At 70.7% G+C, this 13887-nt stretch carries 16 protein-coding genes; 7 read left to right on the forward strand and 9 right to left on the reverse strand.

Going from position 1 to position 13887, the window contains the following annotated elements:
* Positions 1-57 precede the first annotated feature (57 nt).
* Both JEQ17_RS46565 and JEQ17_RS46570 read left to right on the forward strand, forming a co-directional pair.
* Positions 58-960, forward strand: a complete 903-nt coding sequence (locus JEQ17_RS46565; RefSeq protein ID WP_200400989.1) for a LysR substrate-binding domain-containing protein — start codon at positions 58-60, stop codon at positions 958-960.
* A gap of 79 nt (positions 961-1039) precedes the next feature.
* Positions 1040-1549: an SRPBCC family protein gene (locus JEQ17_RS46570; RefSeq protein WP_200400990.1), complete on the forward strand. Its 510-nt coding sequence runs from the start codon at positions 1040-1042 to the stop codon at positions 1547-1549.
* A 94-nt stretch (positions 1550-1643) separates the two neighbouring features.
* Here JEQ17_RS46570 and JEQ17_RS46575 read toward each other — a convergent pair whose 3' ends face one another.
* Positions 1644-1991, reverse strand: coding sequence for a VOC family protein (locus JEQ17_RS46575; protein ID WP_200400991.1), 348 nt, complete (start codon positions 1989-1991; stop codon positions 1644-1646).
* 142 nt (positions 1992-2133) lie between these two features.
* Between JEQ17_RS46575 and JEQ17_RS46580 the strand changes: the two genes are divergently transcribed.
* Positions 2134-2607 carry a carboxymuconolactone decarboxylase family protein gene (locus JEQ17_RS46580; RefSeq protein ID WP_200400992.1) on the forward strand — a complete coding sequence of 158 codons (474 nt, stop codon included), beginning with the start codon at positions 2134-2136 and terminating at the stop codon, positions 2605-2607.
* Between the two features lie 158 nt (positions 2608-2765).
* Here the strand turns inward: JEQ17_RS46580 and JEQ17_RS46585 are convergent, their stop codons facing one another.
* Together JEQ17_RS46585 and JEQ17_RS46590 are read right to left on the reverse strand one after the other, a co-directional pair.
* Positions 2766-4991 (reverse strand): MMPL family transporter, encoded by a 2226-nt coding sequence (locus JEQ17_RS46585; protein ID WP_200400993.1) that lies wholly within the window; start codon positions 4989-4991, stop codon positions 2766-2768.
* Positions 4992-5145: 154 nt separating this feature from the next.
* Positions 5146-5721 (reverse strand): class I SAM-dependent methyltransferase, encoded by a 576-nt coding sequence (locus tag JEQ17_RS46590; RefSeq protein WP_234048635.1) that lies wholly within the window; start codon positions 5719-5721, stop codon positions 5146-5148.
* 182 nt (positions 5722-5903) lie between these two features.
* Here JEQ17_RS46590 and JEQ17_RS46595 point away from each other — a divergent pair, with 182 nt between their 5' ends.
* Together JEQ17_RS46595 and JEQ17_RS46600 are read left to right on the forward strand one after the other, a co-directional pair.
* Complete coding sequence (locus JEQ17_RS46595; RefSeq protein ID WP_200400994.1) at positions 5904-7079, forward strand: sensor histidine kinase; 1176 nt, start codon at positions 5904-5906, stop codon at positions 7077-7079.
* Positions 7076-7762: a response regulator gene (locus JEQ17_RS46600; RefSeq protein WP_200400995.1), complete on the forward strand. Its 687-nt coding sequence runs from the start codon at positions 7076-7078 to the stop codon at positions 7760-7762. The genes JEQ17_RS46595 and JEQ17_RS46600 overlap by 4 nt, the downstream gene beginning before the upstream one ends.
* A 26-nt stretch (positions 7763-7788) precedes the next feature.
* On the opposite strand, the gene JEQ17_RS46605 is transcribed toward JEQ17_RS46600, so the two are convergent.
* Both JEQ17_RS46605 and JEQ17_RS46610 read right to left on the reverse strand, forming a co-directional pair.
* Positions 7789-7953 (reverse strand): hypothetical protein, encoded by a 165-nt coding sequence (locus tag JEQ17_RS46605; RefSeq protein ID WP_200400996.1) that lies wholly within the window; start codon positions 7951-7953, stop codon positions 7789-7791.
* 33 nt (positions 7954-7986) lie between these two features.
* Positions 7987-8466, reverse strand: a complete 480-nt coding sequence (locus JEQ17_RS46610) for a MarR family winged helix-turn-helix transcriptional regulator (RefSeq protein ID WP_200400997.1) — start codon at positions 8464-8466, stop codon at positions 7987-7989.
* A 101-nt stretch (positions 8467-8567) separates the two neighbouring features.
* Here JEQ17_RS46610 and JEQ17_RS46615 point away from each other — a divergent pair, with 101 nt between their 5' ends.
* Together JEQ17_RS46615 and JEQ17_RS46620 are read left to right on the forward strand one after the other, a co-directional pair.
* Positions 8568-9440, forward strand: coding sequence for an alpha/beta fold hydrolase (locus JEQ17_RS46615; RefSeq protein WP_200400998.1), 873 nt, complete (start codon positions 8568-8570; stop codon positions 9438-9440).
* Positions 9441-9478: 38 nt separating this feature from the next.
* Positions 9479-10384: an NAD-dependent epimerase/dehydratase family protein gene (locus tag JEQ17_RS46620; protein ID WP_200400999.1), complete on the forward strand. Its 906-nt coding sequence runs from the start codon at positions 9479-9481 to the stop codon at positions 10382-10384.
* 75 nt (positions 10385-10459) lie between these two features.
* Here JEQ17_RS46620 and JEQ17_RS46625 read toward each other — a convergent pair whose 3' ends face one another.
* From JEQ17_RS46625 to JEQ17_RS46640, 4 genes are all read right to left on the reverse strand, one after another.
* Positions 10460-11416, reverse strand: coding sequence for a DUF4184 family protein (locus JEQ17_RS46625; RefSeq protein WP_200401000.1), 957 nt, complete (start codon positions 11414-11416; stop codon positions 10460-10462).
* A 146-nt stretch (positions 11417-11562) separates the two neighbouring features.
* Positions 11563-12441, reverse strand: a complete 879-nt coding sequence (locus tag JEQ17_RS46630) for a hypothetical protein (protein ID WP_200401001.1) — start codon at positions 12439-12441, stop codon at positions 11563-11565.
* Positions 12438-12776: a PadR family transcriptional regulator gene (locus JEQ17_RS46635; RefSeq protein ID WP_200401002.1), complete on the reverse strand. Its 339-nt coding sequence runs from the start codon at positions 12774-12776 to the stop codon at positions 12438-12440. The genes JEQ17_RS46630 and JEQ17_RS46635 overlap by 4 nt, the downstream gene beginning before the upstream one ends.
* Before the next feature lie 107 nt (positions 12777-12883).
* Positions 12884-13882 carry an ABC transporter substrate-binding protein gene (locus tag JEQ17_RS46640; RefSeq protein WP_200401003.1) on the reverse strand — a complete coding sequence of 333 codons (999 nt, stop codon included), beginning with the start codon at positions 13880-13882 and terminating at the stop codon, positions 12884-12886.
* Positions 13883-13887 lie beyond the last annotated feature (5 nt).

The raw sequence follows: 13887 nt of genomic DNA on the forward strand, positions 1-13887 counted from the left end.
GCGGCATCCATATACTGAAGGTCTGATTCCCTCTCTTGCCGATATGTGGAGCGACTGATGATCGAGGTGCGCCAGGCCCGCTACTTCCTGGCTGTCGCGGAGACCCTCCACTTCGGGCGTGCCGCCGAGCAGCTCGCCATGTCGCAGCCGCCGCTGAGCCAGGCGATCCTTCAACTGGAACGCCAGCTGGGGGTGAAGCTGTTCGACCGCAGTGCGCGCCAGGTGACGCTGACCGAGACGGGACGGGCGTTCGCGGCGGAGTGCCGTCGGCTCGTGGCGGCGGCCCGGCATGCCCAGGAGGTCGCCACCCAGGCCGAGTCGGGGCTGGTCGGCACCCTGCGCATCGGCGTGGTGACCTCGGCCCTGAGCGAGCCGCTGCTGGGGACCCTGGCCGCCTTTCGGCAGGCCCGCCCCGGTGTCGACGTGCAGCTCACGGAAGTGGACACGCCGTCGGGCCAACAGGCCCTGCTCCGGCATGAGATCGACATCGCCGTCGTCCGCCCCGGCACCCCGGTGCGAGGGCTGCGCATCCGGGCCTGGCGCCACGACGAGTTCGTCATCGCCCTCCCGCCGGGCCATCCCCTCGCGTCCGACGTGCAGGCCCCGGCCGAATCGGCGGCCCCCGTCGACCTCGCCCGCTTCGCCGACGAGCCGTGGGTGTGGCTGCGCCGGGACGCCTCACCGGACTACCACGACCAGCTCATGGCGACCTGCCGCCGTGCGGGGTTCAGCCCCGACGTGCGCCACCTCGCCGACTCGATCCTCACCCAACTGGCGATGACGGCCTGCGGCCTCGGCGTCACCCTCGTACCCAATGTGACCGTCCGCCAGAGCCGCCCGCCCGCCGCCTACCGGTCCCTCACGGACCCCACCGAGATCGTCGAGCTCTCCCTCGTCTCCCGGGACGGCACGCAGGAACCGCTCGTGGAACAGTTCCTGCGCACTGTCGAGGGTGGCTGACGGCCGGTGCCATCGCCGCGGACCCCTGTGCCATGATGGTTACTGGCGAGTAATTTGCATGCCGGGAAAAGGAGTCCACGTGGCCCGCACCTTCACCGTGTCCCGCAGCGTCCTCATCGAGGTGCCACCGGCTGTCGCGTACGAGGCGATCAGCCGCCCTGCCGACATGGGGCGCTGGAGTCCGGAGAACCTCGGCGCGACCGTGCCGGCGCCCGATGAATCGGCCCCGCTCGGGCTGACTTTCGAAGGGCGCAACAAACGTGGAGCCTTCCGCTGGGTGACTCGATGCACGGTGACGGCGGCTGAGCCTGGCAGCCGTTTCGCCTTCCGGGTCCACGCGATCGGGCTCAAGCACCCCCGCCTCAGAGGCCCGATCGCCACCTGGGAGTACCGCTTCGAGCAGGACGGCGATGCCACGCGGGTCACCGAGACCTGGACCGACGACCGACGCTCCTGGCCGACCTTCGTGACCAACGTCTTCGACCGCGTGGCCACCGGAGGTCAGACGTTCGCGGACTTCCAGGTACGCAACATCGACAGGACCCTGCGCAACTTGAAGCGGGAGCTGGAAACGGCGCCTCGGTCCTGACGCCGCGGACCAGCACCGCGCCACGAGCGGGCGGTCCTCTGCCGCCCTCAGGCCGTTACGCGCCGTCGTGGATCAGGTGGGGCATTGAGCGGTGTCACTGGTGGCTCAGCACATTGACCACCTTGCCGTTGGGGTCACGGACGAAGAACCGGCGCACTCCCCACTCCTCGTCCTGCAAGGAGTGCACGATCTCGGCGCCGCTCTCTCGCATCGCCGCATGGACCGCGTCCACGTCGTCCACCTCGACACTCATGTCCGGGACGACCGGCGCGCTCTTGTCCTGGCTCATGAAGGTGACTTGCGCGGTGGGGTTGGAAGGGGAGGCGAGGGTCATGACCCAGCCCAGGTTCATGACCTCTTCGAATCCCAGGAGGCCGTAGAAGTCCCGGCTCTCCTCCATGGCCTCCGATCGGATGTCGGGCATGACTCGGCGGATGGACATGGGCGACTCCTGCTGACGGGCGAGAGTGGACGTGCTCCAGATTCTCCCCCACCGAGACGCGCGTCACATTCGGCGATGTCACATCTCTCCGGGCCGGCCCGTCATAGAGGTGTATCCGCCAACAACGACAAGGGAGTGCACCATGGAAGCCCGTCTGAACCTTTTCGAGATCCCGCTCGCAGTCAAGTCGCTCAAGCACATCGTCTCGGCGGGCAAGGTGATGGGGGAGTCGACACTGCCGGCCGCGACCCAGGAGCTGGTCAAGCTCCGCGCCAGCCAGATCAACGGCTGCGGCTTCTGCACCGACATGCACACCAAGGACGCCGCCCACGCGGGGGAGACCTCGGTACGCCTCAACCTGGTCGCGGCCTGGCGAGAGGCAACGGTGTTCACCGACGCCGAGCGCGCGGCCCTTGAACTGACGGAACAGGGCACCCGCATCGCCGACGCGGCCGGCGGGGTCACGGACGAGGCCTGGGCGAACGCCGCCAAGTACTACGACGAGGAGCAACTCGCCTCGCTGGTGTCGACCATCGCCATCATCAACGCCTTCAACCGCCTGAACGTCATGGTCCAGCAGCCCGCAGGCGACTACCAGCCCGGCCAGTTCGGGTAACAAGGGATAGCCGACCGGGGCCCGTGTCTGCTTCTCACGGGCCCCAGAGACGACCACGACGAGGGCGAAGTCCACCATGCCGGCCAGCCGTGTCTCGGGACGGTCGGCCACCGGACATGTGATGGCCGGCCGGGTGTCTCGTTGACGTGGGAAGGGCGTCAGACGTGTACGGGCGCTGGGCCGGAGGGGGCCTTGGCGTGGTGTTCCGGGTGGCCCTCGACGTGCAACTGCGGCAACCCGCGGTCGAGTCGGCGCGGGATCCACCAGTTGAACCGGCCCAGCATGTGCATCGCCGCCGGGACCAGCAGGAGCCGTACGACGGTCGCGTCGAGGAGGATGGCGGTCGCCATGCCGACGCCGATGAGCTTCAGGACCACGTCCGGGCTCGGCACGAACGCCACGAACACCGCGATCATGATCGCGGCAGCGGCGGTGATGACCCGACCGGTGCCCGCGAGACCTTCGGTCACCGCCCGGGCGTTGTCACCGGTCCGGATCCACGACTCCCGCACCCGGCTGAGCAGGAAGACCTCGTAGTCCATGGACAGCCCGAACAGCACCGCGAACATGAGGACGGTGACGAACGGCGGCAACGGTGTGGGCGTGTCGATACCGATCAACTGCCCTGCCCAGCCGCCCTGCAGGACCAGGGCGACCACTCCGTACGAGGCGGCGACGGACAGCAGGTTCATCACGGCGGCCTTGACCGCCACGGCGATGCTGCGGAACGCGACGAGCAGCAACAACATCGACAGCAGGACGACCCCGGTGATCAGGTACGGAATGCGGCCGGCCAGATCGGCGGTGCTGTCGATCGACGTCGCCGCGGTCCCGCCGACCAGGACCCTCGCGTCCGTACCGTCGACGGCCGCCGGGACGGTGGTGTCCCGCAGCCGGTGCACCAGATCCTGCGTGGCCCGGTCCTGCGGGCCGGTGGCCGGCGTGAGGGTCAGGACGGCGGTGTCACCGGCCTGGTTGAGCAGCGGTGGCGAGACCGACGCGACGCCGGGCGTGTCGGTGACGGCGGCACTCAGCCGGGTCAGGACCGAGTCGTCGCCGTCGGGGAGTTGGACGGCCAGGCGGACGGGCCCGTTGGCGCCGATCCCGAACCCGTCGGAGATGAGGTCGTACGACTGCCGGGTCGTCGTCTCCGCCTGGTTGTTGCCCGCGTCCGGGAAACCGAACTGAACGTTCAGGAACGGCACGGCCAGCGCGAGCATCGCGGCCAGGCCGACCGCCCCCGCCACGTACCGGTGGCGCTGGACGAGCCCGCTCCACCGCAGCCAGGCCCGGCTGGGCTTGACGTGCCCATCGGCGCTCACCACTGCCGTGCGGCGGCGACCGGGCAGCCGCAACCGGTCGACGTGACGACCCAGACAGCCGAGCAGCGCCGGGAACAGCGTCACGCTCGCCGCCAGCACGATCAGAACCCCGACGATCGCCACCAGCGCGGCGCCACGCATGTAGGACAGACCCATGGCGAACAGGCCGAGGAGGCTGACGACGACCGTGACGCCGGCGACCACGACCGAGCGTCCGGCCGTGTCGAGCGTGGCCACCGTGGCCGCCTCCGGATCGAGCCCGGCCGCACGCCACTCACGGAACCGGGTCACCATCAACAGGACGTAGTCGATACCGATGCCTATGCCCAGCATGGCCGCGAGCGACGTCGACCACTCGGGCGCGTCGACGAACCGGATCACCACACCGGTCAGCGCGCCGCTGACCACCAGCCCCGCCACCGCGACGAGCAGCGGCAGCCCGGCCGCGACCACGCTGCCGAAGGTCAGCAGCAGGATCAGGGCGGCGACCGCCAGCCCGATCGCCTCCGACCCGATCGAGCCGCCCTCGGCCAGGAGGATCGCCTGTCCGCCGAGCGCCACCCGCATCCCGGCCGTACTGCCCTTCTCGGCGACGTCGATCAGCCGGGTGCTGTCCTCGACCGGCATGTCCGTCGCGTTCACCACGTCGAGGCGCAGGTTCGCCAGCAGGGTGCGTCCGTCGGCGGACACCGTGCCCGGGGTCGCGTACGGATCGTTGACTCCGGCCACGTGCGGCACCGACGTCAACTCGTCCAGCAGCTCGGTCACTTCGCGCCGGACACCCGCGTCCCGCACACCGGCGTCCGCCCGCACCACGACCGTGACGACCGCGTTGGACTGGCTCGGGAACCGCTGCTCCAGCACCTGCTGGGCCTTCTTCGAGTCCGATCCGGGTGCCGAGTAGTCGGCGGTGAACTCACCCGCGAACGCCGCGGACAGCGCCAGGGCCGCCGCCAGCCCGGCCAGCCACAACAGCAACACGCGGCCACGACGCCGGTACGCGAACCGGCCCAGCCGGCCCAACGGACCCACCATCGGGCCCCGGTCGTCGATGTCTGCCATCACAATCCCTCTCCTTGACGTGCCATCAGGGCTTCTCATCAGGGCTTCTCATCAGCGGGCCGAGTCGTCGGCCCGGATCACCGAGCCGACACACCGGGCGAAGTCACCGGGCGGACCGCGCGGGCGGATCACCGGGCCGCATCACGAAGGCGGATCACCAGGCCGGACGACGGCAGTGGTAGACCAGCGCGGGCGGCAGGTTGCCCCACACCGTCCGGCCCACCACGACCTCTTCGAAGCGGGCCTCCAACGACCGCAGCAGTTGCCGCGCCGGACTCGCCCAGCGGGCATGCACGTACGCGAACGTCGTGAAGGCTCCGGACTCCGACAGCCCGCCCACCACCGCAGAAAGGACGTCACGGCGCTCGTTCTCGCCGAACGCCACCCACGGCAGGCCGCTGACGATCACGTCGGCCCGCTCGATGCCACGCTCGCCGAGCACTCCGGCGAGGCTTCCGGCGTCGGCCAGCGCCACGTCCACCCCCGGATGCCGGGCCGCCAGCCGCGCGGCGAACCGCTCGTTGATCTCCACCGCGATGTGGCGGCCCCGGCCGCCGAGACGATGCTGAATGGCACCGGTGAACGCGCCCGTGCCCGGGCCCAGCTCGACCACGACCGGATCGCCGCTCCCCGGCACCGGCGCCGTGACCACCCGAGCGAGCGCGCCGCTGCTCGGCGCGACCGCCCCCACGGTCAGCGGACTGCGCAGGAACTCCCCGAAAAACGTCACGTCACGTGCCCTTCGTGAACGGCCGCCGCGGAACACGCGGCGACGGTGGTCAGGGCACCGACGCTAGGGAGACGCGCCCCCCGTCGGCTTCGTGCCAAGGGCCGCATCAGCGGCCAGAAGGAGGAGGCGGGGCGACCGGTCGGAGGAGGGGGCCGTCGGCTGTGGCGCCGTAGTCTGGCCAGGTGGAGAGATTCCGTGGCCGGTGGTCCTGGCTCGACGCCGCGATCGTGGCCGTCGCGGGCGGGCTCGGGGCGGTGGGCGTGGTCCTGGGCCCATCGTCCGGCGGCGGCGCCACGGAGTGGGTCCTGGTCGGGGCGGCGGCCGCGGCGCTCGGCCTCGTACGTCATGTGCCCCTGACGGTCTTCGCGGTCGAGGTGGTTCTGACCCTCGTCGGCGACGCCGCCCTTCCCGTCGGCGGCCATGTCGCTCCGCTGGCGGGGGTGGTGGCGCTGGGAGCGGTGGCGTACCGGCACCGCTGGCCGGCCACCGGCGCCGCGTACCTCGCCGGGTACGCGACGATCCTCGTGGCGTTCGGCAGTGACGGCGACGGGCTGCTGACCGGCGCCGACGGGCTGGTGCGGATCGTCACGCTGGCCCTGACGGTGGCGGCGCCGGTCGCGTTCGGACGCTACCTCGCAGGCGTCCGCCTGGCCTCGGCCGTCGCCGAGGAACGGGTCCGCGACGCCGAGGAGCGGCGGGACGCCGAGATGCAGGCCATCCGGCTGGCCGAGCGGGCCCGGATCGCCGGCGACCTGCACGACCTGGTGGCACACCACGTGTCCGCGATCGCGCTGCAAGCGGGAGCGGCCCAGTACGCCGCCACTCACGCACCCGACCCAGAACAGCGTCTGAGCGTGGCCGTCGACTCGTTGGGCGCGATCCACACGAGCGCGGGCCAGGCCCTCGTCGACCTGCGCAGCCTGCTGCGCGTGCTGCGGAACCCCTCCGAGCAGGAATCCCTGGTCGACCCCGAGCAGATGATCACCGATGCGGTCCAGCGCAGCCGTACCGCCGGTCTGCACGTGGTCGCCCACCTCGACAAAGGCACGGTCGAGGCACCGCTCACGCTCCGGGTGACGGCCGCCCGCGTGGTGCAGGAGGCACTCACCAACGCCCTCAAGCACGCGGGCCCTGGCGCCGAGGTCGAAACCACCGTGGACGTCGACGACACCCAACTGTCGGTGGAAGTCGCCAACTCCGGACCGGTCGGCCCGCCCCCCGCTCTGCCCGAGTCGGGGCACGGCCTGGCAGGCATGCGCGAACGCGTCGAGATCCTCGGCGGCACCCTCGCCGCCGGCCCCACCCACTCCGGCGGCTGGCGACTGCGCGTCACACTGCCCCTGGGAGCCCGCACATGATCCGCGTACTCGTCGTCGACGACCAGACCCTCGTACGGGCAGGGGTCACCCTCCTTCTGCGTACGGCCGGGGAAGACGTGGTCGGCGAGGCCACGGACGGGCTAGAAGCCGTACGCATGGCAGAGCGGCTCCGCCCGGACGTCATCCTCATGGACCTGCGCATGCCACGAGTCGACGGAATCGAGGCCACCAGCCGCATCCTCAAGGCCCTCCCGGCGACGCGCGTCGTGATGCTCACGACCTTCGACGACGACGCCGAGGTCTACGGGGCACTGCGTGCCGGAGCCGTCGGCTATCTGCTGAAGGACGGGGAGCCCGACGCGATGCTCTCCGCCGTACGGCGAGCCGCGCAGGGAGAGTCGCTTCTCGCCCCGGCCGTCATGGCGCGCGTCGTCCGGCGCGCCGTCCAGTCACACCACCAGGACGTCAGGGGCGACACGGCCGACCCGGCGATTCTGGCCACCCTCACACCCCGCGAACGAGACGTACTGGCCCTCGTCGGCGTCGGACAGTCCAACGCCGAGATCGCCGAGAGCCTCCACCTCGGTGTGACCACGGTCAAGACCCACGTCGCCTCCGTCACGGACAAACTGCGCCTGCGCAACCGCGTCCAGGCCGCGGTCGTGGCCCACCGACTGGGCCTGGTCGACGACGACTTCCGTCTCGCCGAGGGCCTCGAATAGCACTCCACGGCTTTCGGCGGCCGCTGCTATGCGAGCGAGCGCACCGCCGCCTCGGTGAGGGTGGTCGTGGTCCGTGCGGCACTCGCGATGGCCGTGTCGGGGCCGAGGCCGCACCGATCGGTGAGGGTGAAGAAGGCCTCGGCGCTCACGACCACCGCGAGGTCACGCCTGAGCTGGGCGAACGGGTCCATGGCTTCCTGCGTCTGCCAGGTGCGCCGGGAGCGTCAGGTCGTCGTTCGACCCGGTTGGGACAGCGAGTCGGCGAGGTCCGCGAAGGTGCTGGCGAGAGCGGGGACGAGTTCCTCGGGGATCTGGTCCAGGAAACGGCGACGGGCGCTGGCCAGATGGGCGGGCTGCGCCGCCTCCATGGCGTGGAGTCCTGACTCGGTGAGTATGGCGTCGTTGCCCCGGCCGTCCTCGCCGTGGCGCTCCTTGCGGACCAGCCCGTGCTTGCTCAGACCGTCGACGACGCGGGTGATGCGCGAGGGCGTGAGTCCGGCGGCGTCGGCCAGGGCGGACATGCGCATCCGCATGTCGGGGGCGGAGCTGAGGAGCAGCAGGGCGGCGAACTCGGTCATGGTGACGCCGGTGCGGGACATGTCGTCCTCCAGCGCGCGGGGCAGCGCGTGGACGAGGCGGCCCAGGCTCTGCCAGAGCTGAAGCTCGTCCGGGGACAAGGGCGCGGGGTCGGTGTCGGCAGCCATGCGCCCAGTCTATTTGACGAAGCAAGCAATCAGGAGTCATTGTTGCTGAAGCAAGCAACTTTGGAGGTCCTCGTATGCCACCCCCATCACCCACATCACCCATGTCCCCGGTTCGGGTCGCGGTGCCGGACGGGTTCAGCCACCGGTTCGCCGAGGTCAACGGCGTTCGGCTGCACTTCGTGAGCGGTGGGTCCGGGCCCGCCGTCGTGCTGCTGCACGGCTGGCCGTTCAGCTGGATCGAGTGGCGCGCGCTCATACCGCTGCTCGCCGAGCGGGGCTTCACCGTCATCGCGCCGGATCTTCGCGGCTCGGGCGACTCCTCGATCCCGGCCGGGCACTGGACCAAGCGCGACGAGGCCGAGGACCTCCACCAACTCCTCCACCACCTGGGGCACGACCAGGCGCACGTGGTGGGCACGGATGTCGGCACGATGACCGCTCACGCCTGGGCCCAGGCGTATCCGCAGGAGGTGACCCGTCTCGTGCTCAGCGAGGCGTTCCTGCCCGGTTACGGCCTCGAAGATCACATGAACCATGCCACCGGAGGCTCATGGCACTTCGGCTTCCACGCTCAGAGCGACCTGGCCGCGATGCTCACCGACGGCAAGGAGGAGCAGTACCTGGGCGGGTTCTGGTCGATGATGACCCGCGGCGGCATCACGGATGCCGACCGCGCCGACCTCCTGCGCGTCTACACCGCGCCCGACGCGATGCGCGGCGGATTCGAGCACTACGCCACCCTCGTCGAGGACGGCCGGGCGGCCCGCGCGAACGGTCCGGTCGGGATGCCGGTCCTCGTCCTGAACGGCGAACACGGCCTGCCCCAAGGGGTCCTGGTGGACGGCGCCCGCCGCGCAGCGACCGATGTGCGTGCGGACATCGCCCCCGGCGCCGCGCACACCTTCGCCGCCGACAACCCGCAATGGACCGCCGAGCGCCTGGCCCTCTTCTTCACCACCACCCCCGCCGTCTGACGCGGGAAACCGCACCACACCGAACGGAGCACATCGTCATGCAGGTCCTCGTCATCGGTGCCACCGGCTACGCCGGCCGCCGCGTCTCCACCGCGCTCTCCCGCGCGGGACACACCGTCCTCGGCCTGACCCGCGACGCCGACGGCCCGGCCGCCCGGGAGCTCGCCGTCAACGAAGTCACCCCAGTGCCGGGCGACTTCTCCCGGCCCGAGACGTTGCGCGCCCACTTGGAGGGCACGGACGCGGTGGTGCACCTGCTCATGGACATGAGCGACCCGGTCGGCGGCGACCAGCGGCTCATCGCCGAACTGGCCGCAGCGCAGGAGCGCGACGGGCGCCGCCGCCACCTGGTCTTCACCACGGGCATCTCCTCGTACGGCCGCACCGGACTCGCGCTCATGGACGAGAACACCCCGGGCAACTCCGAGAGCCCCTTGGGATTCCGCTTCGCCCTGGAGAAGGAACTCGCCGACAGCGGCGTCGCGCACACCGTGGTACGCCCCGGCTTCATGTACGGCGGCCCGGCCACCACCTCCATGAGCGGCCAGTGGTTCGCCGCCGCCGAGGAGGGCAAGCCCGTCTTCTACGGCGACACCACCAAGCGCTGGAGCTGGGTCCACGTCGACGACCTCGCCGACGCCTACGTCCGTATCCTCGACAACCCCGCAGCCGTGGACGGTGAGGTCTTCGTCATCGCCGACGACCAGCGCGTGGCCGCTCTCGACATGCAGCGCATAGCCGTCCGCGCAGCCGGCTACACCGGCGAGATCACCCTGGAGACCGCGGAGGCGGGCGGCATGATGCAGATGGCCGCCGACCAGGACGAACTCGTCACCAGCGCCAAGGCCCACCGACTGCTCGGCTGGCGCCCCCGCCACACCTCCTTCACCGATGCGCCCGAGCGGCACTACCGAGCCTGGAAGGCCGCCCGGACGGAGAGCTGAGACTCCGGCGGAACACACCGTGCGGGTCGGCATGCAGTGCCCGCACCCGCTCGACGGCCGAGGTCAGGTGGCGGGTCATTCAGGGGGCGGAGGTGATGAGGACGGGACCGGCAGCACGGAGTTCGTCCTCCTCGTCGAACGACGAGAGACATCCGCGATCTGCCAGGCGGTGGCGTACAACACCAGAGCGACCGCGAAGGCGGCTCCCGCTCTCGTGGCGACCCCGGTCAGCACACCTTCGGCGAGGGTGCCCCAGGGAGCCCGGACGGTTGTGGACGGGTACGTGGTCTCGCTCGCGCCGTCGCCCAGGTCGACGGTGGTGGGGCGGCTGTAGTCCACTTCGGTCACATGACGGTAGGCGTCGAAGTCGGCGCGGGCATCCACGGCACCGCCCAGCGCGGGTGACAGGACCAGCAGACCGACCACGCTCCATCGCGTGACAGGGCCCAGGCGGGACACGGTGCCGACCTGCGTACGAAGTCGGCCGCGGCGCCGCCAAAGATGCAGGGCGACGGCCGCCAGGCCGACGACGGTACTCACGTACTGCAGCAGCCGAGCGACCGTCAGGCCGCCCAGGGCCGACGCTCGTAGCGCCTCCACGTGGGTGACCAGGAGGCCGTCGCCGTGTGTGAAGGAGTCCCATGCCAGGTGGGAGGCGATGCCGATCAGCGCGGAGATCAGCAGCCACATCGTGTACCGGGCCTTGGCGCGCAGGCCCGGCACCCGCTCGGGTTCCGGAAGGCCGAGGCCGGGCGGCAGCAGGGCGGTGACCGGTGCGCGCAGCATCCGGTGGGCGGCGACCAGGCCGACGGCAAGGGGCAGGCCGACCAACAGGCCCGCATCGAACGAGTGCGTCTCCGTGGCATTGAGGAGCGGCCCGTACCAGTCCCGGGGGCTGGTCTCGGCCATGCCGAGGCGGCCGAGGAAGTACGGGACGTCGGGTGCCACGGCGCCCGCGACCAGAGCGGCCGGAACGAACGGCCGGCGCATCAGCGGCAGCACGGCGGCGGGATGGGACACGGTGAACGGCAATTCGGTGATCTTCTCTGGCCCGGAACGAACTCACGAATAGAACACCGGAGAGAGTATTCAGTTCAACGGACTATCGCAAGCAGGGGCGAACCGCCGGTGACCGTCGGCCGGAGAGATGAGGCTGTGTCAGCGTCGATGCGGCTGTCTCAGCGGCGGCGGCGAACCATCTGGAAGCACGCGGTGAGCGCCGCCGCGACCGGCAGCAGGAGGAACAGTCCCAATACGGGCCGGAGTTCGAGCCAGGCGTCCGTGTAGGCGTGGGCTACCAGAGGCGAAGAGGCCACCGCCATCGCCCCGAGCTCACGCAGACCGGAGGAACGCGCGCGCACGGCGAGGACGGCACCCGTGAGGGCGAGCACCAGCATCGGCCAGGCACCGTAATCCGTTGTCACGCCGAAGGCCCCGGTGTCCACGACCACGACGGGAAACCATGCCGCGGCGGCCATCACTCCGGCTGCCGTGGACAGTTGCCTGTCACCACGTCGATCAGGAGGGCAGCTGAGCACCACGGCGACGGTCAACAGGGCCGCGGTGACCGGGGCGACCGCCCCCTCGCCGTGCGCGGGCGTGGCGACGGCCCACTGCACGGCCGTTCCCAGCAACCCGCACACGGCCATGCCCGCACCCGGCAGCCACCGCCCGGTCAAGGCGACGACCGCGCCGAGGCACACCAGCAGTGAGAGCAGCAAGTAGGCGGCCCGGGCGCCATCCATGGTGGAGAGTTGGACCCACGCCGGGGCGGGCGAGCGAACGAGTCCCGCGTACCAGCGCGTCAGGTGCAGCCCGCTGTCCACCGCGCCGGCCGCCAGAGCGAACGGCGCCGCCAGGGCGAAGAAGCGACCCGCGGGCGACGCAGAGTCCAGGCGCAGCCTGACCCGCACGGCGTGTGCGGCCAGGTCGGCGTCCGCGCGCAGCCGAGCCGCGCGCGGCATGTCCGCCGTCATCTCACGGTGCACATCGACGATTTCCTGCCCGTAGGCGGCCCGGTACGCGGCCGGATACAGACGGAGCAGGGGGTCGGTCACGTCAGCGCCGCCGCGCCGCCGGAGCCCAGACGCCGCCTGACCTCCCGGGCGGTGGCGGCCAGCCGCTCCGCCTCGGCCTCCAGCCGCTCCCGTCCGGCGGGAGCGAGAGCGAAGATCCGGCGTGCCCGGCCGCCCACCACCTCCTCGCGCTCCACCTGGATCAGGCCCTCGTCCAGCAGCCGGTCCAGCGCCCCGTACAGCGCCCCGGTACGCGGCACCACCCGGCCGTCGGTGATGGCCTTGACCTCCTGGGCGACGGCATACCCGTGCCGAGGGGCATCCGCCAGTGCCGTCAGCAGGAGGAGGGCCAGCTCCTGCATTCCTCGCTCACTCATACCAGCAGAGTATTCCGTCCGACGGACTTCTCGGAGCCGGAGCCGGAGCCGGAGCCGGAGCCGGAGCCGGGGCCGGGGCCGAAGCCGGAGCCGGAGCCAGGGCCAGGTCACCCCACCGTCGTCCGCAGATACGCACCGAGGCGGGCGATCGCCGCCGGGTTGCGCGGGCTCTCGACGAGGTCGACATAGTCGAGGACGAAGATCCGCCGGTGCTTGACGGCCGAGACATTGCGCAGCGGCGCGTAGGACAGCAGGAACTTCTTCTTCTGCTCGGCGCTCACGTCCCCGTAGTTGCAGATCACGATGACATCGGGGTCGCGCTCCACGACGCTCTCCCAGCCGATGGTGGTCCAGGAGTCGGCGACATCGTGCATGACGTTGACCCCGCCCGCCTCGCTGATGATCTGCTCGGGAGCGGCGTAACGGCCGGACGTGAAGGGCTGGTCCTGGCCGCTGTCGTAAAGGAAGACCTTGGGCCGCTCGGCGCCCTCGGGGGCCTTCGCCCGTACGTCGGCGATCTGCTTCTTGAAGTCGGCGATCAGGGTCGCCGCCCGCTTCTCGACGCCGAAGAGCTTTCCGAGGTTGGTGAGGTCGGTGTAGAGGGCGTCCAGGGGCGGCATGAGACCGCGCGAGGTCTTGGTGCGGCCGTTGCGGCAGGACTCGGTGAGGATGTACGAGGGGATGCCGAGCTTCTTCAGCGCCTCGGGGGTGAAGCCGCCGTCGTCGCGGAAGCCGTAGTTCCAGCCGGCGAAGACGAGGTCGGCGCGGGCGTCGAGGACGTTCTCCTTGGTGAGTTGGTCCTTCGACAGCCACTTCACCTTGTCGTAGCCGTCCTTCCAGGGCACGCCGCTGAGATCGCCCTTGTCGTCGGGCATGGCGAACCCGGCCATGCGGTCCTCAAGGCCGAGGGCGAACATCAGCTCCGTGATCCCGACGTCGTTCGTGACGACACGTTCCGGGACCTTGTCGTACGTCACCTTCCGGCCGCAGTTGGTCAGGCCGACCGACGAGGACTTCGCGTCCCCGGACGACTCGACACTGGCGCCGCAGCCGGTGGCTGTGACGGTCGCGGCGAGGCAGAGGGCAGCGGCGAGGAACTTGCGCATGAGGA

Source organism: Streptomyces liliifuscus, assembly GCF_016598615.1.
GTDB classification, from domain to species: Bacteria; Actinomycetota; Actinomycetes; order Streptomycetales; family Streptomycetaceae; genus Streptomyces; species Streptomyces liliifuscus.

Coding starts and splice junctions, on each gene's coding strand:
- JEQ17_RS46565 (WP_200400989.1), top strand. CDS start 58: ATGATCGAGGTGCGCCAGGCCCGCTACTTCCTGGCTGTCGCGGAGACC.
- JEQ17_RS46575 (WP_200400991.1), bottom strand. CDS start 1,991: ATGTCCATCCGCCGAGTCATGCCCGACATCCGATCGGAGGCCATGGAG.
- JEQ17_RS46580 (WP_200400992.1), top strand. CDS start 2,134: ATGGAAGCCCGTCTGAACCTTTTCGAGATCCCGCTCGCAGTCAAGTCG.
- JEQ17_RS46585 (WP_200400993.1), bottom strand. CDS start 4,991: ATGGCAGACATCGACGACCGGGGCCCGATGGTGGGTCCGTTGGGCCGG.
- JEQ17_RS46600 (WP_200400995.1), top strand. CDS start 7,076: ATGATCCGCGTACTCGTCGTCGACGACCAGACCCTCGTACGGGCAGGG.
- JEQ17_RS46605 (WP_200400996.1), bottom strand. CDS start 7,953: ATGGACCCGTTCGCCCAGCTCAGGCGTGACCTCGCGGTGGTCGTGAGC.
- JEQ17_RS46610 (WP_200400997.1), bottom strand. CDS start 8,466: ATGGCTGCCGACACCGACCCCGCGCCCTTGTCCCCGGACGAGCTTCAG.
- JEQ17_RS46615 (WP_200400998.1), top strand. CDS start 8,568: ATGTCCCCGGTTCGGGTCGCGGTGCCGGACGGGTTCAGCCACCGGTTC.
- JEQ17_RS46620 (WP_200400999.1), top strand. CDS start 9,479: ATGCAGGTCCTCGTCATCGGTGCCACCGGCTACGCCGGCCGCCGCGTC.
- JEQ17_RS46635 (WP_200401002.1), bottom strand. CDS start 12,776: ATGAGTGAGCGAGGAATGCAGGAGCTGGCCCTCCTCCTGCTGACGGCA.
- JEQ17_RS46640 (WP_200401003.1), bottom strand. CDS start 13,882: ATGCGCAAGTTCCTCGCCGCTGCCCTCTGCCTCGCCGCGACCGTCACA.